We start from the raw sequence: 26,133 nt of genomic DNA, 5'->3' as shown, positions 1-26,133 counted from the left end.
CGACGGATGTATGCCATCGAAGAATCCGTTATGATAAAATAGAATCATTGGGAGGAGGAGCTTACATGAAAAGCCCTTGGCGTTTTTTCTTTGTCGTAGAAGCATTATTATTTCTATTTGCGGTCTGGCAAATTTTATCGAATCCACCGTTATTGATTTTATTGATTTTAGGTGTTGTGACGATCTACTTTGTTTCTCGCAGAGAACGTAAAACAAATTTTAATAATTTTTTGATGGTTACCGGTGGTATCGCCATCTTTATCAGTCTTTTAAATAGTCCGGCTTTGTGGCTGATGTTGATTTTTGCGATCCTTTTTATTGGATTGAAAGGTGTGGAAATCACTGGTGTAGATTTTACAAAAAACACGTTTTGGCGCAAAAAACAAATGATCATTTTAGAAACAGAAGAACCAAAGCAGTTTCATCCTCATAAAACGAAACAACAATGGATCGGCAATGAGCGGATCGGGAATCAAGTGTATGAATGGGATGATATCAATATCGACATCTTTTCTGGAGATACGATCATTGATTTGGGAAACACATTATTGCCGAAAAAAGAGAATGTCGTGATTGTTCGTAAGGGATTCGGCCGTACGAGAATTTTAGTCCCTGCTGGAGTTGCTATCAAAATGGAACATAGCACCTTTATCGGGACAGTGATTTTCGAAGGCGAGGCAACAGGTCTGAAGAATGAGAAAGTTACGATCTACAGTCCGGATTATGAGGAAAACACCCGCCGACTAAAAATTTTAACGAACACTTTGATTGGGGATATCGAGGTGATTCGGGTATGATTGCTAAATTTTCTCGAGGAATGATCGCTTTTTATAGTGCGGTCACTAGTTTTTTGATGATGATCTTGATTCTTTTTTCGTATCTTTATGCTAGTGGAAAGAAGAATTGGCTGCTAGAAGTCTTTCAGATCAAACTATTCTTTATACCGATCATTTTTCATTTATTAGTTGTTTCGCTGATGGTGGGCCTGGCTGTCTTTCTATTGATTTCTCTTTTCAGAAACCGCCAATACGGGCCAATCGAAGAGAAGCTGCGATTGCTTTCAAATGGAGATATTGATAGTCCACTACTTGACACACCTATCCCTCATGCGCAAGAAAATCGGTTGATTGAAGATGTCGATCGAGACATCAGGAAATTACAGGTCAAAATGAAAGATATGTCAAGTGAGCTTCAACAATTAAATGCTCGGCCGCAGCTAGTGGATGGCAGTACAAAAGAAGAAATCCTTGAAGCCGAACGACATCGTTTGGCCCGAGAATTGCATGATTCAGTTTCACAACAATTATTTGCCGCAATGATGATGATGTCCGCATTGAACGAACAAGCCATCCGGGACGATGCCCCGGAAATGCAAAAGAAGCAATTGGCTATGGTAACGGACATCATCAATGCTTCGCAGTCTGAGATGCGAGCGTTATTGTTACATCTGCGTCCGGTCACATTGGAAGGGAAAAGCCTCAAACAAGGAATCGAGCAATTATTAAAAGAATTGGAAACAAAAATCAAGATATCCTTGAAATGGGATATCGAAGAGTTTACTATGCCAAGCTCTATAGAAGACCAATTATTTCGAGTGATTCAAGAATTACTATCGAATACACTGCGTCATGCCAAAGCGGATGAACTTGAAGTCTACTTGAATCATATTGAACACAACGTGCTGTTGCGCGTGATCGACGATGGTGTAGGATTCGATGTCGACAATCAAAAAGCTGGCAGTTATGGGCTGATGAATATCCGTGAGCGAATCAGTGCCGTTGGCGGCACATTAAAGATTATCAGTTTTAAAAATCAAGGAACAAGTATTGAAATAAAAATCCCGCTGCTTAAGGAGGCATAAAAATGATCAACGTTTTGTTAGTAGATGACCACGAAATGGTACGTTTGGGGGTTTCTTCCTACTTATCCATTCAAGAAGATATAGAGGTGATTGGAGAAGCTGAAAATGGCAAAATCGGCTACGAAAAGGCATTGTCTTTACGTCCCGATGTCATATTGATGGATTTAGTGATGGATGAAATGGATGGCATTGAGGCAACCAAAGCCATTCTAGCAGATTGGCCGGAAGCAAAAATCATCATAGTTACTAGTTTTATTGATGACGAGAAAGTATATCCTGCAATTGAAGCTGGTGCTGCCGGTTATTTGTTAAAAACATCCACTGCCCATGAAATTGCGGATGCCATTCGTGCGACTCAAAGAGGCGAGCGGGTGTTGGAACCGGAAGTAACAACGAAAATGATGGATCGTTTAACAAATCGCACGCCGATTTTACATGATGATCTGACAAATCGGGAAAAAGAAGTGCTGCTTTTGATTGCTGAAGGGAAAAGTAATCAGGAGATTGCGGATGAGTTGTTTATTACACTCAAAACGGTTAAAACCCATGTATCAAATATATTGTCGAAACTAGAAGTGGAAGATCGAACACAAGCAACCATTTATGCCTTTAAGCATGGCTTGACAAAATAAGAATCTCATCATAAGGGTACCTCCTCATAGTCAGTTGAGGAGGTTTTTGATATACTAGAGTAGGATTTGTAAGGTAAAGGAGCGTTTAATGTGAAGCAGAATTACGCGATTATTGGTCTTGGAAGGTTCGGCGGCAGTATTTGTCGAACATTGATAGAATCCGGACAAGAAGTATTAGCCATTGACAGCAATGAGGATCGGGTCAATGAGTATATGAATATTGCTACCCATGCGGTGGTGGGCAATGCACAGGATGAAATGACGTTGCGCTCATTAGGAATTCGTAATTTCGACCATGTGATCGTAGCAATCGGTGAAGATATCCAAGCAAGTATTCTTGTGACTTTGATGGTCAAAGAGATGGGGGTACCGAACGTTTTAGCAAAGGCGCAAAATGAATATCATGCTCGGGTTCTTGAGAAGCTTGGTGCTGATCGAGTTGTCCACCCAGAACGGGATATGGGGATTCGTATCGCTCACAATCTAGTATCAAAAAATATCTTGGATTATATTGAGCTTTCAGATGAATTTTCGCTGGCGGAGATTCGTGTCTCAAATCCGCGTTTCTTTAATAGGTCCTTACTTGATTTGAATTTTCGTCAAAAATATGGATTGACCGTTGTTGCTATTCGTCGAGGACCTGGACAAGTGATCGTGTCTCCCGCAGCTGATTCGATCGTGCGTGAGAATGATAATCTACTCGTGATTGGGAACACGGATGATGTGGATATTCTTGATGAACATATGAATGATTAGGAGTGAAAAATGATGAATATAACTATTACAGAAGCCGCAATTGATTGGTTCAAAAAAGAACTGTCAGTCGACCAAGGAAGCGGCGTTCGCTTTTTTGGTAAAATCTATGGGAAAACTCAGATCCATGATGGTTTTTCAGTAGGAATGTCAGTAGATAAACCTGAAAATCCTATCGTTCAAAAGACAGTTTCAGACATGCTTTTTTTTATTGAGGAGGCCGACGAGTGGTTCTTCAAAGGGTATGATCTACAAGTCGACTACGATGAAAAGCTAGATGAACCTAAATATAGTTTTACTGAAAACAATTAACTAAAATAAAGATACAATGTAACAGTATGAGTCTATGACTGAAGTTTAGTGGATTCCATATCGCTAGCTTTGATCATAGACCTGTTCGTTAGGAGATGAAACCATGTTATCAATTATCGTACCTTGCTTTAACGAAGAGAGTAGCTTACCACTTTTTTTTGAAGAGACTGAAAAAGTAAAAGATCAGGTAGGCATGCCTTTTGAATATTTGTTTATCAATGATGGGTCATCCGATCAAACACTCGCAGTGATGCGCAAGCTGCATCAAGAGCATCCAGAAAGTGTGCGGTACCTTTCGTTTTCACGTAATTTTGGAAAAGAAGCAGCCTTGTATGCTGGCTTAAAAGCAGCAAAAGGGGATTTTGTTACCGTAATGGATGCAGATTTACAAGATCCTCCAAGCCTTTTGCCTCAGATGTTTGACTTGCTCAACACAAAACAATTAGACTGTGTTGGTACTCGCAGAGCCGATCGCAAAGGAGAGCCTAAAGTTCGTAGTTTCTTTTCAGAAGCCTTTTATGCATTGATCAACAAAATTGGTGAGGCACATATGGTCAATGGCGCACGAGATTTCCGTTTAATGCGTCGGAATATGGTGGATGCAGTTTTAGAACTTTCTGAATACAATCGGTTCTCCAAAGGAATCTTTAGTTGGGTAGGTTTTGATACAGAATACATTGCCTACGAAAATCGTGAAAGAGTAGCTGGAGAAACTTCTTGGTCATTCTGGAGCTTATTCAAGTACTCGATTGATGGCATCGTCAATTTTTCTGATACGCCATTAAATATTGCTTCTTTTGTTGGCGCGTTGTCTTGTCTAGCTTCTGGAATTGCACTGCTATTCATAATTATTCGTACTTTTATTTTTGGTGATCCTACCTCAGGCTGGCCTTCTTTAGTTTGTATCGTATTGTTTGTTGGTGGTTTGCAATTGCTTTGTCTAGGTATTATTGGAAAATATATTGGAAAAATTTTTCTGGAAACGAAAAAACGTCCCCTTTACATTTTAAAGGAGACAGAAAAAGATCAAAAATAATTTTTGGGATTAAAAAAGCAGCGCTGGTTGATGATCAATACCCTTTTGTTACATCGACTTGATTTCGAACCAATTTTTTCTCGTGGATAAAATTGCGGAAGTTATCCATAAAGATGGCCATGAATGCTTTTTGAAAATGTGGGGTCAACCCGGAAATATGCGGGGTGATCAACACATTTTCAAGTGTCCATAGCGGGTCATTTGCGGGTAAAGGTTCTTCTTCAAAAACATCAAGAGCCGCAAATGCGATTTCTTTTTGGCGGAGGGCTTCTGTCAACGCTACAGTATCTACACTAGGTCCACGTCCAACATTATAAAAAGAAGCGGATGATTTCATACTATTAAAAAAATGGTTATTATAGATTCTTGTAGTTTCAGGTGTCAATGGTAAGATATTGATCACACAATCAGCTTTCTGACTTTGTTCAATCAACTCTTCAAGTGGATAAGTTTCCTTGAAACCATCAACGGCATGCCCCGTTGTATTTATGCCGACAGGTTGGGTGCCAAAAAAATTTAAGGCCTTTGCTAAAGCCTGCCCAATTTTACCTGTACCTGCGATCAGTATTTCTTTATCAGATAATAATGAATAAGGAATACCATTGGGCTGCCATTGTCTTTCAGCCTGTTTTTTGATGGCGGTAAAAATTCCTCTGGATTCCATGAATAATAAAGCAATTAAATGATCAGTGATCGATTGTGCATGAATGCCGCTACCATTAGAAAGTAAGATGTTCTTTTGGGCAAACTGTGCTAGAGGTAGGGTATCCACACCGGCTGAAATGGCTTGGACCCATTCAAGAGAAGCATTAGCCAGTAACTTTCCGGCCCATTCTTCTTTCCAACCAATCGTGATTGCAACATTTGACCAGTCGATGGAAGTTGCTTCATCATAGTGGATAAACTGATATTCATCACTGATTTCATGAATTTGTGTGATAAATTCATCACGAAATTCTCTGCTAGATAAAATATATTTAGTCATATTTGTTCCTCCTTTATTTTAGTGTATCAAAGAACGAAGAAAAAACCATGCGCAAAGATCTATGCATGGTTGGATAGTTACTAGCTTTTTAATTGGATTTTAGGCGAACCTTTGACGCCTTGAGTGAATAGAAACAGTGCTGCGAATAAGATAAATGTTGTCCCATCAAAATTTGGTACGAATAGTTGGATCAGCACACTCAAAATTGTTGGTAAAGCAGCACTAACGATTAGTATCTTAAGGTTTTCAAAAAAGCTGTAAGAAAAAAGTTTTAGTTTTGTATAGATAGTTGCAATAAATGTACCCATGATCAATGTGATTAATAAATTTAAAAATGTAGGGTAGAGCGCTACTAAGAAAACAATAAGTTGTAGCCACCAAGGAATTTGATTGCTGCTCAGAGTTTCCCGAATCTTTTTGCCATCTAAATTTTTAAATGCTGGTTCATTATAAGAAAATTTTAATTGATTTGTATCTAAGAATGATGTGGAAAGTCCTGTTCCAGGGAAACTGACAACAATTTCTTTTTTTAATAGTCCCACACTCAACACATTTGCAGTGGCATCTGAAGCAATATCGGTAGCGTTGCGTTTTCCTTCAGGGTCGAAAGTAAAAATGATAGAGTCGGTTTGATAGATAAACCCTTCTCCTTGTCCATTCGTTGTTAATTGACCATTTTCAATCGAAAAATTGGGGATTTTTTGCGCAATTTTTTGACTATCTCGCTGGAAATCCTGAAAGATATCATTGACTTGCAAAGTGATTGGTACGGCTAAAATAACGGTAGCTCCAAGTAGAAAAAGAATCACTTTTGAAAAAGCAGCGTCTTTTACATATTTGAGATTTGGGATTCGAATAAATGCACTTTTTAGCATTTGTATGATTGTCATTTGTTTAACTCCTTTTATGTAACTAAAAATAATTGTAACGAAGGCAGCAACAGAACACAAGGACTTATGACAGAAAAGTCCGGTTATCTCTAAAGTGTTCTTTGCTGATTAATGAGTAGAATTGGAGATCGAGTATGGAAAGTTTAAAAAATGTGAAAAATAAACTACAAGAAAAAAAATTATGGGAGCCGTTAACGTATTTAATTTTTGGTGGATTAACTACTTTGGTCAATTTAGTTGTTTATTTTCTCTTTAGAGAAATCTTTGATTTTCATTATATGATTGCTAATGTGATTTCTTGGGCAGCTTCTGTGTTGTTCGCATTCTTCACGAATAAGATTTGGGTCTTTGAAGCAAAAAGTGAAACAAAAAAAGAATCGTGGCTTGCCTTTTGGAAGTTTCTTTTCTTCAGAGTCCTTTCGCTGGGATTGGATATGGCTTGTATGTATCTATTGATTAGCGTACTAGGAACCGGTGATTTTATCGCTAAGCTTGTTACACAAATCGTTGTCGTCCTAGCAAACTATGTTTTCAGCAAGTTTCTGATTTTTGCACCAAAAAAAGTTGATAAAAAGTAAGCATATGTTTTGATGAACCACTTTTTATCTGATAATGTTACTTATGTAATCACTATCACTGAGGAGGAATTTTTTATGTCTTACACATTACCAGATTTACCTTATGCTTATGATGCATTAGAACCTTACATTGATGAAGAAACGATGCATTTGCATCATGACAAGCATCACAATACTTACGTCACAAATTTGAATGCAGCAATTGAAAAACATCCTGAATTAGGTGAAAAATCAGTTGAAGAATTACTTGCTGATTTTGATTCGGTGCCTGAAGACATCAAAACAGCTGTCCGTAATAACGGTGGTGGTCATGCAAATCACAGCTTTTTCTGGGAAATCTTGGCACCAAATGCTGGTGGTGAACCAACAGGAGCCATCAAAGAAGCCATCGAAGAAACATTTGGCAGCTTTGCTGATTTCAAAGAAGAATTCAAAACAGCAGCAACTGGCCGCTTTGGTTCTGGCTGGGCTTGGTTAGTCATCAAAGATGGTAAATTAGCGATCACTTCAACTGCGAACCAAGATTCACCATTAATGGACGGTCAAACGCCAGTTTTAGGCTTAGATGTTTGGGAACATGCCTACTACTTGAAATACAAAAATGTACGCCCTGATTATATCAATGCTTTCTGGAGTGTTGTTAATTGGGATAAAGTAAATGATTTTTATGCGAAAGTAAAATAATCATTAAGTAAGGGAATTATTTTTAATCAGAATAAAACTATCCCAACGATAAAAGAAAGCACGTTGCATCTTAGCATCAGCTTCGTGTTAACCATAAGTTCTCACTGCTACCTTTGATTCGTTGGGGGTAGTTTTATTTTTTGAAACATATTGCTAACGCTTTCATTTTCAGCTATAATATTGAAGACGGAAGCGTCTTATTTTAATTACTGGAGGATTTACACGCATGGAACATGGAAAAGTAAAATGGTTCAATAATGAAAAAGGTTTTGGGTTTATTACAGTTGATGGCGGAGATGATGTCTTTGTTCATTTTTCTGCGATCCAAGGAGATGGCTTTAAGTCTTTAGAAGAAGGTCAAGAAGTCGAGTTTTCGATTGTCGAAGGCGCCCGAGGACCGCAAGCGGCAGAAGTCACGAAAATCTAAACTAGAACAAGCTGAGGGGGACCTCAGCTTTTTTTAATTTGCTATTTTCGGCCAAATTTGTTATCTTCAGTGTATTGTAAATAGATTAAAAATGAGGGATATTTGATGAAACGAGTAATTACGTATGGGACATTTGATTTGCTCCATTATGGTCATATCAATTTATTGCGCCGAGCAAAAGAACAAGGAGACTATTTGATCGTGGCATTGTCTACGGACGAGTTCAATTGGGATGAAAAACAGAAGAAATGCTACTTTTCTTATGAAAAACGTAAACAGTTATTAGAGGCTATTCGCTATGTTGATTTAGTTATTCCTGAAAAAAACTGGGAACAAAAAGTTTCTGACGTCAAAGAGTACCACGTGGATACTTTTGTCATGGGTGATGATTGGGCTGGTAAATTTGATTTCATTCAAGAAGAAACAGATGCCGAAGTTGTTTATTTAGCTAGAACGCCTGAAATATCAACGACACAGATCAAAAAAGACTTAAAAATAAATAATTAATACTTAAAGCATAAAAGGTATCTTTAAATGGTGCCTTTTTTTGTACACTATTTCCGTTTTTTTCTTAAAATTTATTAGATGTTTTTCGTTGTTTATTTTGTCTTAGAGGAAAATATGATATGATGTAGCTTGAGTTGTAGCAAATGAATAGAATTTCTTTGAGAATGGATGAAGAAAGTGGAAAAAGAAATAAAAGTTCGTAGTACTTTGGTTACAAAGGAATATGACCTATACAAAAAGAAATCAGACAAAGTGAAAGCATTATTCAAATTTTATCATCGAAATGTTCCGCGTTTTTGGGCATTAAAAGGCGTTAGTTTTGAAGTGCGTGCAGGAGAGTCTGTAGGGATCATTGGGATAAATGGTTCTGGAAAATCAACGCTTTCAAATGTGATCAGTGGCATTATTCCTCCAACATCAGGCACAATGGAAGTCAATGGCGATACGTCGATTATCGCAATTGGAGCCGGATTAAAATATCAATTGACAGGTTTAGAAAATATTCGTCTAAAAGCATTGATGTCTGGAATGACCAATAAAGAAATCGATAAAAAAATGGATGAAATCGTAGCATTTGCCGATTTAGGTGATTTTATTAATCAACCTGTAAAAAGCTATTCCAGTGGGATGAAGTCACGTTTAGGGTTTGCCATTGCTGTTCATAATGATCCAGATATTTTGATCATTGATGAAGCTTTATCTGTTGGAGACGAAACTTTTTATCAAAAATGTGTGGATAAAATCATGGAATTCAAAGAGTCCGGCAAGACTATTTTCTTTGTCAGCCATGCTTTAGGACAAGTTGAAAAATTATGTGACCGTACAATCTGGATGCATTACGGCGATTTGCGCATGTTTGGTCCGACTGAGGAAGTAATGGCAGAATATCGCAAGTTTATCGACTGGTTCAAGAAGCAACCGAAAAAAGAACAAAAAGCTTACCAAGATAAATACAAAGAAAATCAAAAGGCATTTAATCTAGAAAAATTAGCTGAAAAAAGCCAAGATGATAGCTTGCTGAAAGAGCAGCATCTATCTGAACAAATGATTCAGAAGAACCTTAAACGAACTCCTTTAGGTGAGAAGATGACGATTCCAACTAAAGGACTTTTGACTCTTGCGATAGTAGGAACACTGTTTTGCTCTCTTGTTTCTTTCAGTGGCAGATCCATTAGCTATGCGCTAAAGCATCCAGTTGATGCAATTGTACAAGTTTTCAAGTAAAGATAACTATTTCTTTATTTAGTTTAGATAGAAAAGGAAGAGTTTAGTGAAAGAAATTGCTGCAGTAATAAAAGAACAATTTAATCATGCGGGAATTATTTTCCGTATGTCTCGATACGAGGACAAAGCAACCTATCAAAGCCACTATCTTGGTCTTGCATGGCAAATCTTGAACCCTGCGATTCAAATTGGCATCTATTATTTAGTCTTTGGGCTAGGAGTCAATGGTAATCGGAAAGTAGATGGCGTACCATTTATTATTTGGATGTTGATTGGGATCACAGCTTGGTTTTATATCAATTCTTCGGTACTTGGAGCGTCCAATAGTATTCACCGACAAGTTGGTATGGTAGCCAAAATGAAATTTCCAGTAAGTATCTTGCCGTCAATCAATATTATCAGTAACTTGTCATCTTATATCCCTATGGTAGCTATTGTGATTGGCTCGCTCTTATGGGCGGGAGTAACACCGTCCGTTTATTGGTTGCAATTTATTTATTACTTTATTGCGATGGTTATTTTCTTATTTGCTTTCGGATTATTAAATGCGACCATTACAGTATTGATACGTGACTATCATATTTTCTTACAATCAGTGTTGCGTTTGTTGTTTTATGTTTCAGGACCAATTTGGGATATCAATAATCGAAATATGCCGGAATGGTTAATTAAGCTATTACGTTTGAATCCCTTTTATTATTTGATTGAAGGCTTTAGAGATGCCTTTTTATCACGTGGTTGGGTTTGGGAAAAAACGACCTACACTTTGATATTTTGGGGTGTAACTCTGACTTTATTGATATTAGGTAGTCATCTACACATGAAGTTTAGAGCGCGATTTGTGGATTATATTTAAGTATAAAAAAACTATTTTTCAATTAATACAAAAAACTATCCGAAGGAATGAAGGGTCTGTTAAAGCGAGTCTCTTACTTTCCTTAGGATAGTTTTTTTAGATGTGTTAATGAATAGGGATGTACGCCGTTAAAAGTTAAAATAACAAATTCTTTATCGTTTCATTTTTGTTGCAATCGTGTTAAGATTCTGTAATAAAACAGAAGCAAGATTGCTGAATTTGTAAAATTGTGGCAAAATTTAAACGATTACCTAATAATGTTGTGATAGAGGTGTAGAATGCGTTTATATCAAAAAGTAATTTTAGGATTGTTGGGCTTGGTGGCAGTAAGTATTGTCGGTGTCACTGTCTATGGAATGAAAGTATACGATGATACGAATAAAACGTTCAATAATATTACGCAAAGTGCGGATCGTAAGACGAAAAAACGTGAAACGGCAGTAAGTATTGAAGATAGAGAACCCTTTTCGATTCTTTTGCTTGGGATTGATACTGGAGCGTTGGGGAGAACCGAACAAGGGCGTTCAGATAGTATGATGGTCGTTACGGTTAATCCTGCCAAGAAACAATCAACGATCGTTAGTCTTGACCGTGATATCTACACTCAAATTGTTGGGTATGGCACGTTGGATAAGCTGAACCATGCATATGCCTTTGGTGGCGAAGCAATGTCGATGGATTCCGTTGAAAATCTGTTAGACATTCCTATTGACCATTATGTTACGATTAACATGCAAGGTATGCGAGATTTGATCGATGCAGTTGGAGGCATCGAAGTCACTAATAAAATCGATTTTACTCTGGAAGGGGTGCATGTGCCTAAAGGAACCATTACTTTAGATGGGAAAACCGGTCTTGCCTATGCACGCATGCGAAAACAAGATCCGGAAGGCGACATTGGACGTCAAAAACGGCAAAGAGAAGTTGTCACTAAGATCGTTAAAAAAGTAATGAGCTTGGATGGCGTCAGCAATTATCAAAAAATATTAAAAGCTGTTGAAAAGAATTCAAAAACAGATTTGACTTGGGATGACATGATGGATATCGCTACCAATTATTTGCCTGCGTTCACGACAATCGATCAAGAACAATTGCAAGGTGAAGGCCAAATGATGAATGGGGTCTATTACCAATTATTAGGTATCAATCAATTGCTGGAAATGCAAAATAAATTGAAAGAACAACTGAATCTTCCTACCAGCGAGACTTTGTCTCAAGGAGATGAACATACTGATGGTTATACAAACTATCAATTGTACGACGATACGAATTACAATAGTGAAGAAAACTCAAATGAGAATCCAGGTGAACCGTCAGACATTTATGATGATGGAGCCGGGTATCAGGAAGATACTGGCGATTACTCTGGATATTAATAATGAAAACCAAAGCAAACGGTCATTGATCGTTTGCTTTTTACTTTTCCACAGATGGAAGTTAGAAAAATGTGTTTCACGGGATTAAAATTGGAAAAGATTAAGAAAGCTTAAAGTGTAGCAGATTTTTTCTCAACAAAAAAATCTTTTTGCGTAACTGTGAAACATTACAGTGGATGAGAACGAATTCTTATAATTTTCTCTAAGGATACTTGGATAATTTTGATTTCTTCTGTTTATATTGAAAATTTTTGGTAAAATAAGACGGTAAGCAGTTTGTAATGAGAGGATAGAAGAGATGAAGAATCTAAAAGATAAAGTCATTAAGAATATACGAAAAGGGCCTGAGGAGCCTAAGACAAAATCTTATCGCAAATCCCATGTTCCCTTTCGATTGAATTTTCTCTTTTTTGTGATTTTTGGTCTTTTTGTTGCGTTGATCGTGCAATTAGGTTATTTACAAATCGTGAATGGTGATAATATTGAGAAGCAATTGAAAGCTTCATCCGTGGTAGAAGTCAATGGCAGCTCTCCACGAGGAATGATTTATGATGCATCTGGCAAACCGCTTGTCAAAAATCAAGCCAATGCAGCCATTACCTTTACAAGAGGAAATAAGATGACAGCTGAAGATTTATTGAAGACTGCACAAAAACTAGCTACATTGATCGATATTCCAATCGATAAGAATCTGACAGAGCGGGACCTGAAAGATTTTTGGTTGGCAGATCCTGAAAATTTGAAGAAAGCGCAAGATCAATTAAGTTCCAAGCAAAAAGCGCTCGGGGCTTCTGAACAGTATGCGGCAACTGTCGATAAAGTAACGGATGAGGATATTGCCTTTAATGATGATCAGTTAAAAGTAGCTTCCATTTTTAAACGAATGAATAGTGCACAATCTTTAAGCACTGTTTATTTAAAAAATTCTGATGTATCTGATGAAGAACTAGCAATTGTGGCTGAGAATATGACCGAACTTCCCGGAGTTTCGACCGGCACAGACTGGACTAGAAAAATTGTTGAAGGCAGTTCATTGGCAAGTTTGATCGGAACTGTGACAACAGAAGAACAAGGGATCCCTGAAGAAAACTTGGATGAATATCTAGCGAAAGGGTATGCTCGTAATGATCGTGTAGGACGAAGCTATTTAGAGAAGCAATATGAAGAAGTCCTTCAAGGATCAAAATCAAAGTCTCAAATCACATTAGACAATAGCAATAATATTGAAAGCCAAAAAGAAATCTATGCGGGCTCTAAGGGAGATAATCTTGTACTGACGCTAGATGCCAAGTTCCAAAAAGAAGTTGATGAAATCTTACAAGATAACTTTAAGTCTTTGATGGATTCAGGAGCTGCAGAATACTCGCCTGGAGTCTATGCTGTTGCGATCAATCCTAAAACTGGCGGGATTTTGGCAATGTCAGGTTATCAACATGAGGCAGAATCAAGCAAATTGCAAGAGAATGCAATCGGAACCTTCATCAATGCTTTTGTTCCAGGGTCTGTAGTCAAAGGTGGTACGTTAGCAGCTGGTTGGGAAAATGGTGTCTTGAATGGGAATGAAGTCTTATATGACCAACCAATCCGCATCGGCTCTGATGTCAAAGCTTCGATCTTTAACCCGACAGGAGCAAACAACCGCAATTTGTCAGCTGAACAAGCCTTAGAAGTTTCTTCCAACTCCTACATGATGCAGGTTGCTTTACGCTTGATGGGCATTGAGTATCAGCCTGGAATTTCAATTCCAACAGTTGATCGTCAAACAGAAGCCTACAGTAAGCTGCGTACAGCCTTTGCCTCTTTTGGGATGGGGACGAAAACAGGGATCGATCTTCCTGGCGAAGCAACAGGGATCAGCACACCTGTCGACAAATTAGATACGGTCAGTGATGGCGGTAAGATCCTGGACTTAGCCTTCGGACAGTTTGATACCTATACGACATTACAATTGGCTCAATATGCAGCAACTGTGGCCAATGGCGGCCAACGATTGCAGCCACATATCGTTTCGGGTATCTATGGGAATGATGAAACCGGTGGTTTAGGAAGCTTGAAATCAGCGGTAGAACCTACCGTTTTGAACGAAGTTGGTTTAACTACTGATCAGATGAAAATCATTCAAAATGGATTTTATGATGCCGTTCATGGAACAGATGCTTGGGCTACAGCAACAGGACTAGCTTCTGCTAAAATGGAACTTTCTGCGAAAACGGGTACTGCGGAGACACCGATTGTCGATGAAAATGGCAAAACCATCAATCTGGTCAACCTAAATATTGTTGCTTATGGACCAAGTGATGATGCAGATATAGCAGTTGCAGTGGTTTTACCACAGGTTAAATCTTCAACTACTTCGCATCCAAACGTAAAAATCGTGAAAGAAATCATGGATGCTTACTATGATTTATATATGAAATAAGCAAGGCATAATCGTTGAATGAGTAAGAGGGAGTTGATGAACGGTTCGTTCGCTGATGATTTTCCAAATCAGTGAAGGACGGTTCATCAACTTTTTTTATAGCAAAATACTTTCTATCGGAATTATTAAGAGATTATCAATAATTCGGAGAGAAACCTCTTTTTTAGTAAGTGGGTCTTGCTATTTTTGGTTGAATGGCATAGAATACTCTCGGTCAACAAGAAATGAAAAAGCAGGATTGGTTTCAATCATTTTTCATTTTAACTGACTTCTATTATAATTGACTAGAATTGCAGGGGGCTATCATGACGAAGCAATGTTTAACGAAACAAGAATTGATGGAACGCCTAGGGGAGTTCTCACCAGCAGAAAAAAAAGAAATCCGCGAATATTTGCAACGGAAGAATCCATTGCTGTTTCGCAAATTTGAACGCATGAAACATGAATTATTTCGTCTAGAATCAAGACGGATTCAATGTGAAATCGAAAAAAATGAAAAGGAGTTGAATCAGCTCGATCATAAGATTCTCATGAAAAAAGAACATTTTCTTGAGTTATTAATCGCAATTCGAAAGAAAAGAGGATAATGGATGGAATTTATTGAACTTATCATCATCATCGCGATCCTCGTGACCTTTTCAAATATTGTCAGCAAAATACTGCCATCAGTACCGATTTTCTTCATTCAGATTATCTTAGGCATTCTGCTAGGATTGACTGAAATGGGACAAGAAATCGCATTTGAACCAGAGATGTTTCTAGTGATGATCATTGGACCGCTATTGTTTCGAGAAGGAGAACGAGCCGATGTTCCGGAAATCTTGAAGAACAGTAAGATCGTTTTGTTTCTGGCCTTTGGCGGTGTTTTGCTGACCTTATTTGCAGTGGGAACGACACTGCATTGGCTGATGCCATCGATTCCTTTGGCTGCTTGTTATGCTTTTGGCGCTGCCTTAGGACCAACAGATGCGGTAGCCGTCTCATCTTTAGCGAAACGCTTAAAAATTTCCAAGAACATCATGCATATTTTAGAAGGCGAAGGACTTTTGAATGATGCTTCCGGGGTAACAGCGCTCCAATTTGCTATCGTTGCTTTAGTCACTGGTAGCTTTTCTGTTATGGGGGCTGGCTTTCAATTGCTTTTTTCGAGTATTGGCGGCGGCTTGATTGGTTACTTGATCGTTTGGTTAAAACGGCGGATCATTCGCTTTATTGAAAAAATATCTGCCCAAGATGTCACTGTTTATCTGTTGATCGAACTACTATTGCCTTTTGCAGCCTACTTGATTGCAGAAATGGTTGGAGTATCTGGTATCATTGCGGCAGTTGTTGCCGGTGTAGCGCAAGCACAAAGAAGACGACGAGTCTCTTTGTTCGATGCGGAACTAGCCAATATCTCTGAAAGTACGTGGTCAACAATTGTATTTACGTTGAACGCCCTTGTTTTTTTATTTTTAGGGATTGAACTTTCGCAAGTATTTTCACCCATTTGGGAAAGCAATTCTTATGCAAATGGTCATTTAGTCTTGACCATCGTAGTAGTAACACTCGTTATCTTCTTCATTCGTTTCTTATTCCTTCTTTTTTATTATCAGTTTTTACAATCAAAAAAAATCGTGGACTTGAAGCAAGTAGCTTTGTTGACCTTTGGAGGGGTCAAAGGAACGGTCAGCTTAGCGGCAATTTTTATCTTGCCTGTAACGATCAACGGTGACCAATTTGAAGCCCGCAGTTTGCTCTTATTTTTGACGGCTTGTGTCATCTTAGCGACTTTAGTGATCAGTGTACTTGTCTTGCCCTATTTGGCAGATGGTGAAGCTGCCGAATCTGTTGATTTCAATCAGTTGCTGATTTTAGAAGAAGTCATCCAGATCTTGGAAGAAGAAGAGAAAGAAACTACGGATGCCAAAGAGCGCTTAGCGACAGATGCAGTAATCAATACTTATGAAAATCGACGCTGGGAATTGTATCGCAATAGTTTAACTGATTCTGAAAAGCAAGAGATACAGGAAATTCAAGGATTGATTCTATCCATTGAACAGGATGGTTTGGATGAAGCCTACCGAAAAGGTGAGGTTAGCTCCAATGGGTATCGCTTTTATTCCCGGTTCATTTCGCAGCAGCAGCATTCGTTAGCAAAACAGTTCTTGTCTTTTTTCAGTTTTTGGCTTTTGATCATTCAACGTTTTGTACGGATCATTTTTCATCCCAAGCTGTTTTGGCAGCGCCAGCAGCAGCTGAAGGATGCATTGAAACAAAGAGATATATCAGAAGTACAAAAAATCTATATCAAAAACAGTGATTATATTTTTCATAGTTTAAGCAACTTAGAAGATGTCTACGATTCATCTTTGATCAACTTCTTTATACGTCAAAGGGAAATGAGCTTAAAGCGTTTTGAGCATAATAACTTCATTGAGACTATCATGATTGAACAAGAACCGATTTTTGTCAAAAAAGTTTTACGAGGCTATTATTTAGAACGAAAAACGATCGATGAATATGAGGTAGCCGAAAAAATTCCAACGATCTCTGCAAACGAATATCGACGCAACGTAAATCTCTTGGAATCTTATGCGATGGCTCGCGCAGATGAACAGCCGAAACAGCGAATGTTTCGTAGATAAAACAACAACTTCTTCGTCTCAGGGTTGAGATGGAGCGGTTGTTTTTTTCTTTTTTCTTAAAGACCCTGTCATGCTTATGTGGTACAATGGGCGAAGAAAAATAGATCTCAGGAGGGATTCTGTGAAAGAATTAAAAGTAAGTGAGCTTACAAAAACTTACGGCGATAAAACATTATTTGATCAGCTTTCTTTTCTGATACATGAGAAAGACCGGATTGGCTTGATTGGTGTCAATGGGACAGGCAAATCAAGTTTACTGACGATCTTGGCTGGAATTGAAGCCGGAGATGGCGACCGTCCCTCTGTTTTTAAACCACAAGATTATCGAATCGGCTTTTTGGCGCAAGAAAGTCAATTAAAAGAAGAATTATCGGTTGTTGATGCGGTCTTCCAAGGAACAAGTCCATTAATCAAAACCGTTCGTGACTATGAGAAAGCTTTGATTCAGCTGGAACAAAATGGCTCAGATCCTACAGTGCAAGCTGCCTACAGCAGAGCAGAAGAAGCTATGAATAAAACAGATGCTTGGAATACGGATACAACGGCAAAAATTATTTTGCAGAAATTAGGGATTTCAGATTTAAAACAACCAGTCAATGAACTTTCAGGTGGGCAAAAAAAACGGGTGGGGTTAGCGCAAGTGTTGATCGATGAACCGGATTTACTATTGTTGGATGAGCCGACGAACCATCTTGACTATGAAGCTATCCAATGGCTAGAAGGCTATTTGAAAAACTATCGCGGCGCACTGATGATGGTCACTCATGATCGCTATTTTCTTGACCGGGTAGCCAATCGCGTGTTTGAACTCTCTTTTGGTAAACTTTATGAATATCAAGGAAATTATGAGGACTATTTATTAGCCAGAGCAGAAAGAGAACGTATTGAAGAAACCCAAGAAGAAAAACGGCAACAGTTATATAAGCACGAGCTGGCATGGATTCGGAGAGGCGCCAAAGCGAGAACGACTAAGCAACAAGCGCGAATTGATCGTTTCGACGATTTGAAAGAGAATATGAACCAAGTCAAGCGGAATGGAGAAGTGCAGATTGATGTTGCGACCTCACGTTTAGGTAAGCAAGTGCTGGAAATCAAAGAAGGTAGTTATGCAATTGAAGGCAAACCAATTCTATCTCAATTTGATTTATTGATTCAGTCGCGAGAACGTTTAGGCATTACTGGTGAGAATGGTGCAGGTAAATCAACCTTGCTGAATGTGTTGGCGGGACGTCTCTCATTAGATTCAGGAACACGGATTATTGGCTCAACCGTTAAATTAGCTTATTATACGCAAACCAATGAGACGATGGATCCGGAACAGCGAATGATTGCTTATTTACAAGAGGCAGCAGAAGAAGTAGAAAAAACAGATGGTGCCCATGTCAGTGTAGCGGAAATGCTGGAACAATTTTTGTTCCCCCGTTTCATGCATGGAACAAAGATCGGTAAATTATCTGGTGGTGAAAAACGCCGCCTATTCTTATTGAAATTATTGATTGGTCAACCAAATGTTCTATTGTTGGATGAGCCAACGAATGATTTGGATATTGATACATTAACTGTTTTGGAGAACTATCTTGAATCATTTCCTGGTGCCGTAATTACAGTTTCTCATGACCGTTACTTTTTAGATAAAGTTGCTGAAAAATTACTTATTTTTGAAGGCAATGCGCAAATTGTTCGCTTCTATGGTTCGATAAACGAATATTTACAAAAGACAGCAACGAAACAGGGCACAAAGAAAACTGCAGCCTCACAACCTGACAAAGGGCTACAAAACAAATTTGTTTCCGAAAAGCCAGTCAAAAAGAAACTAAGCTACATGGAACAAAAAGAATGGGCAACGATCGAAGATGAGATTGCTCTGTTAGAAGAACGAGTCGACGCACTAACTGAAGCGATGAATCAGCAGGGGGATGACTTTACGAAATTACAGCAGCTCCAAGCAGAAGTTACAGAAACAGAACAATTGTTAGAAGAAAAAATGACACGCTGGGAATATTTAAGCGAGTTTTCAGACGACTAATAAGGAGGCCCATTATGGAACAAGCATATCTTGACTTAGGGAAAAAAATTTTAGAAACGGGAAATGTCAAAGGGGATCGCACAGGGACTGGAACCAAAAGTATTTTTGGTCATCAAATGCGATTTGACCTCTCTCAAGGATTTCCATTATTGACAACCAAGCGCGTACCTTTTGGTCTGATCAAAAGCGAGTTACTCTGGTTTCTTAAAGGAGATACCAATATTCGATTCTTACTGCAACATAAGAATCACATTTGGGATGAATGGGCTTTTGAGCGGTATATTAAAAGTGAGGACTATACAGGTCCTGATATGACTGATTTTGGCCGTCGCTCATTAATTGATGAAGAATTCAATGCCAGCTATCAAGAGGAATTGCAAAAATTTTGCGAACGTATTTTAAATGACGAAGCATTTGCAGAAAAATTTGGTGATCTAGGTCATGTTTACGGGTATCAATGGCGTCATTGGGAAACTACTAAAGGGGAATTTATTGATCAGATCAAAGAAGTGATTGAAATGATCAAAACAACGCCAGATTCTCGGCGCTTGATTGTTTCCGCATGGAATCCAGAAGATGTGCCGACGATGGCGCTGCCTCCTTGCCATACCATGTTTCAGTTTTATGTTCATGAAGGTCGTCTAAGTTGTCAGCTTTATCAACGAAGTGCTGATGTTTTTTTGGGGGTGCCTTTCAATATTGCTAGCTATGCGTTATTGACTCACTTGATCGCTCACGAGACAGGACTCCAAGTCGGCGAATTTATCCATACTTTAGGGGATGCCCATCTGTATAGCAATCATATGGAACAAATGAAAGAGCAGCTTTCCCGAACAATTCGTTCTGCACCTACGTTGCACTTAAATCCTGAGAAACAATCGATTTTTGACTTTGAGATGGGAGATATCACGATTGAAGGCTACGATCCGCATCCCACGATCAAGGCACCGATCGCTGTCTAACTTATTACAGTTGGGAGTGAGAAGATAGATGACAAACGATTTACAGCGGGGAATCGTCGCAACGCTGCATATTACGTCAAAAGATACCATTTCATTATCAGATGTAGAAAAAACAATTACGATCCTTCGTTCTTATTTTTCGCAAGTCATTTTAGCAGTTTCTGAAGTAACGAAACCTGAAATCAAGCGGTATTTATGGCAGCTGCCGCCCCAGATCTATCTCTTTGAATTGCCAGCAGTCGGTGCTGGTCCAGCACGTCGACAAGCTGTGGCACGCGCTGGAAAGGCATTTCCGCAACTCGCTTCCTTTCAATTATGTGATTTTGATCGTTTGATCACTTGGTGTGAGGAATACCCAGATGAACTGTCAGCTTTGAGCTGTCAGCCATTTCCTACGAACACTTTCTGTATATTAGGACGTACAAAGAAAGCCTTCCTAAGCCATCCAACTGCTTGGCAGCGGACAGAAAAGCTGGTCAATGAAATTGCAGCGGAAGTTTTTCATATCAAGGGTCTTGATATTACCGCCGGCAGTGTCTTGTTTTCTGCGGAATTGATTCCTTTACTAGTATCCGCAGATTCTTCAAGATGGACGGATGGCGAATGGCCAACCAAAGTGAAGCATCATGGAGGGCATATTTTTTATCAAGCGTGCGAAGGCTTGTGTTATAAAGAAAGAAATACCGATCATCTGCAAGCACAGCCTGCTTATCAATTAATGAGAAGGCTGCAGATTGCAGCGGCTATTGCAGATTCACTTTATCTAGAAAGGGAGTTTTGAAACATGTTGATTGCACTTTGGGCACAAGACAAAAATGGTTTGATTGGAGAAAACGGCACATTGCCATGGCATTTGCCAAACGATCTGAAATTCTTCAAAGAACAAACTACTGGAAATTCGCTCATTATGGGGCGAAAAACGTTTGAGGGCATGAAGAAAAAAGCATTGCCAAATCGAACAACAATCGTTTTGACCAGTGACACAGCATATGAAGCAGAAGGCGTATTAGTTATGCATGATCGACAAGAAGTCTTGGATTATACTGCACAGCAAGATCATCCTGTGTTTCTAACTGGGGGTTCTGGAGTTTTCGAATCGATGATCGAAGATTGCGATCAGTTGTATCGAACAGTGATCGACGAGACATTTACCGGAGATGTCTACTTTCCTGAGATCGATTGGTCAAACTGGCATTTGGATAAAGTCATAGAAGGCGTAGTGGATGAAAAGAACATCTATCCGCACCGGTTTGAGTTTTATAGTAAACAGAAAAAATAAATAAGGCAGCTGTTACAACATATGGTTGTAGCAGCTGTCTTATTTTAGTAAAAGTGGGTTGGATCATGTAAACCAAAGAACGGAAAAATACATTAGTCCAGCTCCGAGCATAACAAACAAATGCCAAACCACATGCATGAAGCGTACGGATTTGATACTGTAGAATAATGCGCCGACGGTATAAGAGACACCACCGCTTGCTAACAGAAAGGTACCCCAAAAACCCAGTGAAGCAATCAATGGTTTAAATGCAATCACGCAGAGCCAGCCCATAATAATATAAATTAGTGTGGATATTTTTGAAACCGTCTCTTTTTTATGCAGTGTGAGTGACTTATAAACGATCCCGCTGATGGCTAACAACCAAATCAAAATGAAAAGTGTCCAGCCCAACCCACCTTGAATACTCAGCAAGCAAAACGGCGTATAACTGCCTGCGATCAATAAAAAAATCGAGGCGTGATCAAAGACTTGGAAAACTTTTTTTGCTCGTGTGAACATCAAACTATGGAAGAGCGTAGAGAATAAGAATAACAAAATCATCATAGAGCCATAAATCGCATAGGAAATGATGTGAATAGGGGAATCTAATCGAGCCCCTTTAATCAAAAGAATAATGAGTCCAGCTATACTTAATCCAAATCCGATACCATGGGTCACCGCATTGAGTACCTCATTCAGAATCAAGTAGCGTCGTGTAAATTTCATATGATCCATCAAGCACCTTCCCTTCGAATTTAAATAAGATGAAAAAATTTTTTCTCTCTGTTATACTGATTATAAATGGTCTATGGTTATTTTACCACGAAAAGAGACTTGATTTAAAGAGAGAGTGAATGTATGATGGCAAAGCTTAAAGTTGTAACGGATTCCTCCTGTACGATGGAGCCAACCGTTCGAGACCAATTGAATATCCATGTAGTTCCGTTATCTGTAATGATCGATGGGATGGTTTATCCGGATGATGATTCATTGCCCGGAGAACGATTCATGCAAATGATGGCACAAGCAAAAGAACTTCCAAAAACGAGCCAACCACCGATTGGCCATTTTGTGGAACTGTTCGATGAATTAGGAAAAGATGGTAGTGACGTTTTATCGATACATATGACGAAGGGTCTGAGTGGAACTGTCGAAGCTGCCAGACAAGCAAGTAATTTGTCGAAAGCAAATGTGACAGTGATCGATAGTGATACGACAGATCAAGCATTGTCGTTCCAAGTGATTCGGGCAGCTCAATTAGCACAAGAAGGTAAGACATTAGCTGAAGTTTTGCCGGAAGTTGACAAAGTTCGAGAAAATACCAAATTATTTATTGGTGTCTCTACATTAGAAAATCTGGTAAAAGGCGGTCGAATCAGTCGTGCCAAAGGGTTATTATCCAGTTTATTAAATATGAAAGTGATTATGGATTTCGACCATTCAGAATTGATTCCAATCGTAAAAGGACGCGGTGTAAAAACATTTAATAAGTGGTTTGAAGAATTGAAAGACGAATTGAAACGCATGCCGAATGTGAAACAAATAGGGATCTCTCATGCAGAGGGGTTAGAGATCACAGAACAATTCAAAAAAGAATTGCAACAACTCTTTCCAGAAATGAATATTCCACTACTTCATACCACCCCAATCATCGCTACCCATACCGGCAAAGGCGCATTCGCCATTACGTATTACACCGAATAATTTTAATGACAGTATCCAAGCGATTCGTAAACACGAATCGCTTTTTGCTGCGAATCACAATGATTGGCTTGCGAAGCAAGACAGAATTGATGGTGAGCAACGGCGAGCCAAACGAGCGTGACCTTGAAAAGAATCACAAAGACTGGCACACGAAGAGTGACAGAGCAGATGATGAGCAACGGCGAGCCGAGCGAGCGCGACCTTGAAAAGAATCACAAAGACTGGCACACGAAGAGTGACAGAGCAGATGGTGAGCAACGGCGAGCCAAACGAGCGCGACCTTGAAAAGAATCACAAAGACTGGCACACGAAGAGTGACAGAGCAGATGATGAGCAACGGCGAGCCAAGCGAGCGCGACCTTGAAAAGAATCATTATGGTTGTCACTCGAAAAATGACTTTTACATTCTTTTTAATGTAAGTTTAGAAGCAACTGCAGACGAAACAATGAGTACAATGAGTAGCCGAGCAGTTGATGAAGCGGGACTCGAATCAAGCAGATGGGTAGAAATTGCTTCATACTTCGCTGCTCTTCGTTGATTGAGTTTCTCGTCAATCAAAACATTTCGACTATGAATTTAATGAGAATTTTGATAAAATAGCTTAGATTATAGGTTAGGAGATTGAAGATCCGTGAAGTGGAAAAAAGTAGCAATTTATCTTTCAGTTGTATTGATCGTAGCTTTAGGTACTGGAATGCTCGGTCATTTTTTGATTCCAAAAGCGCAACCATTGCTCACACCAGTTGCGAGAACGGCAGAAGAGGGAAAGACCAAAAATGTGATCAATTACATGGCCTTAGGCGATTCGCTGACTGAAGGAGTCGGTGATGAGACGCAACAAGGAGGATTTGTGCCCATCGTTGCAGCCGATTTGCAAGATCGGTATCATTTAGCAAATGTTGTGACGACGAACTATGGAATTGCTGGAGAGCGCAGCGATCAAATCCTGAAACGAGTGAACAAAGACAAAGAATTGCGCAGTGATCTAAAGAAGGCTGACTTGATTACATTGACCGTCGGCGGGAATGATGTATTAAAAGTGATTCAAACTAATTTTTTTGGTTTGAGTGTCGATTCTTTTACCAAACCAATGGCCGACTATCAAGAACGATTAGTAGAGATGTTTGAGCAGATTCGTCAACTGAATGAAACAGCACCCATTTATGTGTTAGGGATATATAATCCTTTTTATTTAAATTTTCCAGAAATTACTGATATGCAAACGATTATTGATAATTGGAACAAAGCAACAGAAACATTTGTCAAAAAACAGCACAATGCTTATTTTATCCCAATCAATGATTTGCTGTACCAGGGGCTAAGTGACGAAGTAGGGATCGCAGATACGGATTCTTCTGAAGCAGGCGCTTCAGGATCAGCAGAAACTTCGGATACCACAACTTCCACCACCAATGGTATGACCGGTACTTCAGAAACTGGGGGAACAAAAGTGACCAACAATGTACTGTATGATGGGGATCGTTTCCATCCAAACAATCTAGGGTATCAGCTAATGGCGAATGCTGTTCGTGATGAATTAATCAAAACCCAAAATGTTTGGCTGATGAAGGAGGAAAAATAATGAAACAAGAAACTAATGATGTGGATAAAAAAAGTCCAATCAAAAAAATGAATTACTGGAAAATTGCTTTTCTAGTTTTAGTAGGCATTCTGCTGGGAACAACTTTCTTTTTTGCTTCACGGGTGTTTCAACAACGTGAATCTGGGATCTCAGAAAGTGCAGAACTAGTCAAACGAGACGGTAATCCTGTTTTGACCATCAACAGTAATAAGAGTCAAGTCAATCAATTGATCGATTTCTATTTAACTGATTTTCAGAAAGATCAAGAAGTAAAATACAATTTCGAGTTGAGAAATGAGGCACTACTGACAGGTCAATTTAAAGTGCTGAATTTTCCAATCACATTTTACTTATACTTTGATCCTTATGTCACCGAAGAAGGCAATGTTCAGTTAAAAGCCAAAAGTTTATCAATTGGTACTTTAGATCTGCCGACCAGTGAAGTGTTAAAAATGATCAAGCGCAGCTTCAAGTTTCCAGAGTGGATCGAGGTCAATACGGATGAACAAATTATTTTGATTCGCTTGGATCAATTCCGCATGCAAAACGGCTTGTTTATCAAAGCGAATAAAATCAATCTAGTAGATGATGAGATCCAAATGAGTCTCTATCTGCCAGCAGAAACGGAGGACAAATAATGGAACGAGCAATTTTTGCGGGAGGGTGTTTCTGGTGTATGATTCAGCCTTTTGATGAGTTAGAAGGAGTACAGTCCATCTTTTCCGGGTATACGGCTGGACACACGGTTGACCCGACCTACGAGGAAGTAAAAAGTCATAAAACCGGTCATACAGAGGCTATTGAGATCATTTTTGATCCAGAAAAAATCAGTTTTGAGGAATTATTGACTATTTATTGGCAACAGACGGATCCCACGGATGCTTTTGGGCAGTTTGAAGATCGAGGAGACAATTACCGACCAGTCATCTTCTATTTCAATGAGGAACAAAAACAAAAAGCAGAAGCAAGCAAAGCCGCTTTGCAAGCATCGGGTCGCTTTAATGCCCCAATCGTAACGAGTATCGAACCTGCACAACCTTTTTATTTGGCAGAAGAAGAGCATCAAGAATACTACAAAAAGCATCTTGAAAATTTTGCTCGCAATCATGCGAGACGAGCAGCTTTTCTTGAGGATCACTGGGAGAATACGCATGCGTAAAAGTTTTTATACTTATTTAATGGCCATCAAAGGGCCTAGTCATACTGATGAGGCACAGATCTTTGCGACACATGCAAGTCATGATATTCAATTCCCAAAACATACCGACGATTATGATGAAGTTTCTTCTTATTTAGAATTGAACGTCGATTATTTGCCTTCTATGGATATTTTTGATCGTATTTGGGAACAGTATGTGGAGGATAATAAATAAGAGAGAGTGGAGTGGAAACTTCCTCTCTTTTTACACTAGAGGCTAAAAAATTAATGG

At 38.9% G+C, this 26,133-nt stretch carries 30 protein-coding genes; 27 read left to right on the top strand and 3 right to left on the bottom strand.

Features of this window, described 5'->3' with window-relative positions:
- Nucleotides 1-65 precede the first annotated feature (65 nt).
- The 6 genes from liaF to ACTFWY_RS01470 all read left to right on the top strand — a co-directional run bounded on the left by liaF (nt 66) and on the right by ACTFWY_RS01470 (nt 4,594).
- Nucleotides 66-797, top strand: coding sequence for a cell wall-active antibiotics response protein LiaF (liaF, locus tag ACTFWY_RS01495; protein WP_103299900.1), 732 nt, complete (start codon nt 66-68; stop codon nt 795-797).
- Complete coding sequence (locus tag ACTFWY_RS01490; protein WP_003126937.1) at nt 794-1,861, top strand: sensor histidine kinase; 1,068 nt, start codon at nt 794-796, stop codon at nt 1,859-1,861. Before liaF ends, ACTFWY_RS01490 begins: the two co-directional genes overlap by 4 nt.
- A gap of 2 nt (nt 1,862-1,863) precedes the next feature.
- Entirely contained in the window at nt 1,864-2,493 is a 630-nt protein-coding gene (locus ACTFWY_RS01485) for a response regulator transcription factor (protein ID WP_003126938.1), read from the top strand.
- A gap of 90 nt (nt 2,494-2,583) precedes the next feature.
- Nucleotides 2,584-3,249: a potassium channel family protein gene (locus tag ACTFWY_RS01480; RefSeq protein ID WP_003126939.1), complete on the top strand. Its 666-nt coding sequence runs from the start codon at nt 2,584-2,586 to the stop codon at nt 3,247-3,249.
- 12 nt (nt 3,250-3,261) lie between these two features.
- Nucleotides 3,262-3,558, top strand: a complete 297-nt coding sequence (locus tag ACTFWY_RS01475; RefSeq protein WP_034704656.1) for a HesB/YadR/YfhF family protein — start codon at nt 3,262-3,264, stop codon at nt 3,556-3,558.
- Between the two features lie 103 nt (nt 3,559-3,661).
- The gene (locus ACTFWY_RS01470) at nt 3,662-4,594 is read left to right on the top strand and encodes a glycosyltransferase family 2 protein (protein ID WP_003126941.1); all 933 of its coding nucleotides are present in this window, start codon (nt 3,662-3,664) and stop codon (nt 4,592-4,594) included.
- A 34-nt stretch (nt 4,595-4,628) separates the two neighbouring features.
- Here ACTFWY_RS01470 and ACTFWY_RS01465 read toward each other — a convergent pair whose 3' ends face one another.
- Both ACTFWY_RS01465 and ACTFWY_RS01460 read right to left on the bottom strand, forming a co-directional pair.
- Nucleotides 4,629-5,579 carry a phosphoglycerate dehydrogenase gene (locus ACTFWY_RS01465; protein ID WP_081131313.1) on the bottom strand — a complete coding sequence of 317 codons (951 nt, stop codon included), beginning with the start codon at nt 5,577-5,579 and terminating at the stop codon, nt 4,629-4,631.
- A gap of 80 nt (nt 5,580-5,659) precedes the next feature.
- A complete protein-coding gene (locus ACTFWY_RS01460) occupies nt 5,660-6,469 on the bottom strand; it encodes a DUF1189 domain-containing protein (RefSeq protein WP_081131314.1) in 810 nt (269 codons plus the stop codon).
- A 134-nt stretch (nt 6,470-6,603) separates the two neighbouring features.
- Here ACTFWY_RS01460 and ACTFWY_RS01455 point away from each other — a divergent pair, with 134 nt between their 5' ends.
- The 14 genes from ACTFWY_RS01455 to ACTFWY_RS01390 all read left to right on the top strand — a co-directional run bounded on the left by ACTFWY_RS01455 (nt 6,604) and on the right by ACTFWY_RS01390 (nt 21,434).
- The gene (locus ACTFWY_RS01455) at nt 6,604-7,047 is read left to right on the top strand and encodes a GtrA family protein (protein ID WP_081131315.1); all 444 of its coding nucleotides are present in this window, start codon (nt 6,604-6,606) and stop codon (nt 7,045-7,047) included.
- Nucleotides 7,048-7,122: 75 nt separating this feature from the next.
- Nucleotides 7,123-7,731, top strand: a complete 609-nt coding sequence (locus ACTFWY_RS01450) for a superoxide dismutase (protein ID WP_311810709.1) — start codon at nt 7,123-7,125, stop codon at nt 7,729-7,731.
- Nucleotides 7,732-7,957: 226 nt separating this feature from the next.
- Nucleotides 7,958-8,158 (top strand): cold-shock protein, encoded by a 201-nt coding sequence (locus tag ACTFWY_RS01445; protein ID WP_003126947.1) that lies wholly within the window; start codon nt 7,958-7,960, stop codon nt 8,156-8,158.
- Nucleotides 8,159-8,263: 105 nt separating this feature from the next.
- Nucleotides 8,264-8,665, top strand: coding sequence for a glycerol-3-phosphate cytidylyltransferase (gene tagD / locus ACTFWY_RS01440; protein WP_003126948.1), 402 nt, complete (start codon nt 8,264-8,266; stop codon nt 8,663-8,665).
- 168 nt (nt 8,666-8,833) lie between these two features.
- Entirely contained in the window at nt 8,834-9,889 is a 1,056-nt protein-coding gene (locus ACTFWY_RS01435) for an ABC transporter ATP-binding protein (protein WP_003126949.1), read from the top strand.
- 46 nt (nt 9,890-9,935) lie between these two features.
- Complete coding sequence (locus tag ACTFWY_RS01430; RefSeq protein WP_081131316.1) at nt 9,936-10,745, top strand: ABC transporter permease; 810 nt, start codon at nt 9,936-9,938, stop codon at nt 10,743-10,745.
- 278 nt (nt 10,746-11,023) lie between these two features.
- Nucleotides 11,024-12,121: an LCP family glycopolymer transferase gene (locus ACTFWY_RS01425; protein ID WP_003126952.1), complete on the top strand. Its 1,098-nt coding sequence runs from the start codon at nt 11,024-11,026 to the stop codon at nt 12,119-12,121.
- Nucleotides 12,122-12,419: 298 nt separating this feature from the next.
- Nucleotides 12,420-14,540, top strand: a complete 2,121-nt coding sequence (locus ACTFWY_RS01420) for a peptidoglycan D,D-transpeptidase FtsI family protein (protein WP_081131318.1) — start codon at nt 12,420-12,422, stop codon at nt 14,538-14,540.
- A 305-nt stretch (nt 14,541-14,845) separates the two neighbouring features.
- A complete protein-coding gene (locus ACTFWY_RS01415) occupies nt 14,846-15,127 on the top strand; it encodes a hypothetical protein (RefSeq protein WP_003126954.1) in 282 nt (93 codons plus the stop codon).
- Nucleotides 15,128-15,130: 3 nt separating this feature from the next.
- A complete protein-coding gene (locus tag ACTFWY_RS01410; protein ID WP_029486972.1) occupies nt 15,131-17,167 on the top strand; it encodes a cation:proton antiporter in 2,037 nt (678 codons plus the stop codon).
- Between the two features lie 121 nt (nt 17,168-17,288).
- Nucleotides 17,289-19,193, top strand: a complete 1,905-nt coding sequence (locus ACTFWY_RS01405) for an ABC-F family ATP-binding cassette domain-containing protein (protein WP_081131319.1) — start codon at nt 17,289-17,291, stop codon at nt 19,191-19,193.
- Nucleotides 19,194-19,207: 14 nt separating this feature from the next.
- Entirely contained in the window at nt 19,208-20,155 is a 948-nt protein-coding gene (locus tag ACTFWY_RS01400) for a thymidylate synthase (protein ID WP_003126957.1), read from the top strand.
- A gap of 28 nt (nt 20,156-20,183) precedes the next feature.
- Nucleotides 20,184-20,936, top strand: a complete 753-nt coding sequence (locus ACTFWY_RS01395) for a hypothetical protein (RefSeq protein WP_029486969.1) — start codon at nt 20,184-20,186, stop codon at nt 20,934-20,936.
- A gap of 3 nt (nt 20,937-20,939) precedes the next feature.
- The gene (locus tag ACTFWY_RS01390) at nt 20,940-21,434 is read left to right on the top strand and encodes a dihydrofolate reductase (RefSeq protein WP_003126959.1); all 495 of its coding nucleotides are present in this window, start codon (nt 20,940-20,942) and stop codon (nt 21,432-21,434) included.
- Between the two features lie 63 nt (nt 21,435-21,497).
- Here the strand turns inward: ACTFWY_RS01390 and trhA are convergent, their stop codons facing one another.
- Nucleotides 21,498-22,151, bottom strand: a complete 654-nt coding sequence (trhA, locus tag ACTFWY_RS01385; protein ID WP_311810708.1) for a PAQR family membrane homeostasis protein TrhA — start codon at nt 22,149-22,151, stop codon at nt 21,498-21,500.
- Between the two features lie 126 nt (nt 22,152-22,277).
- On the opposite strand from trhA, the gene ACTFWY_RS01380 reads away from it, so the two are divergent.
- The 7 genes from ACTFWY_RS01380 (at nt 22,278) to ACTFWY_RS01350 (ending at nt 26,076) form a co-directional block, all read left to right on the top strand.
- Nucleotides 22,278-23,120: a DegV family protein gene (locus ACTFWY_RS01380; RefSeq protein ID WP_034704768.1), complete on the top strand. Its 843-nt coding sequence runs from the start codon at nt 22,278-22,280 to the stop codon at nt 23,118-23,120.
- 5 nt (nt 23,121-23,125) lie between these two features.
- A complete protein-coding gene (locus ACTFWY_RS01375) occupies nt 23,126-23,326 on the top strand; it encodes a hypothetical protein (RefSeq protein WP_311810707.1) in 201 nt (66 codons plus the stop codon).
- A 75-nt stretch (nt 23,327-23,401) separates the two neighbouring features.
- Nucleotides 23,402-23,659: a hypothetical protein gene (locus ACTFWY_RS01370; protein ID WP_261795516.1), complete on the top strand. Its 258-nt coding sequence runs from the start codon at nt 23,402-23,404 to the stop codon at nt 23,657-23,659.
- Between the two features lie 114 nt (nt 23,660-23,773).
- Nucleotides 23,774-24,703, top strand: a complete 930-nt coding sequence (locus ACTFWY_RS01365; RefSeq protein ID WP_285603985.1) for an SGNH/GDSL hydrolase family protein — start codon at nt 23,774-23,776, stop codon at nt 24,701-24,703.
- Entirely contained in the window at nt 24,703-25,341 is a 639-nt protein-coding gene (locus ACTFWY_RS01360) for a YpmS family protein (protein ID WP_439926558.1), read from the top strand. The genes ACTFWY_RS01365 and ACTFWY_RS01360 overlap by 1 nt, the downstream gene beginning before the upstream one ends.
- The gene (gene msrA, locus ACTFWY_RS01355; RefSeq protein WP_439926560.1) at nt 25,341-25,862 is read left to right on the top strand and encodes a peptide-methionine (S)-S-oxide reductase MsrA; all 522 of its coding nucleotides are present in this window, start codon (nt 25,341-25,343) and stop codon (nt 25,860-25,862) included. The genes ACTFWY_RS01360 and msrA overlap by 1 nt, the downstream gene beginning before the upstream one ends.
- On the top strand, nt 25,855-26,076 hold the full coding sequence (locus ACTFWY_RS01350) for a YozE family protein (RefSeq protein WP_003126967.1): 222 nt from the start codon (nt 25,855-25,857) through the stop codon (nt 26,074-26,076). The genes msrA and ACTFWY_RS01350 overlap by 8 nt, the downstream gene beginning before the upstream one ends.
- The last annotated feature ends 57 nt before the right edge of the window (nt 26,077-26,133 follow it).

Source organism: Enterococcus sp. 125944 (genome assembly GCF_051909435.1).
In the GTDB taxonomy this organism is placed as follows: domain Bacteria; phylum Bacillota; class Bacilli; order Lactobacillales; family Enterococcaceae; genus Enterococcus_D; species Enterococcus_D gallinarum.
Note: the sequence above shows the minus strand (reverse complement) of the source record. Positions and strands in the feature narration are given on the sequence as shown.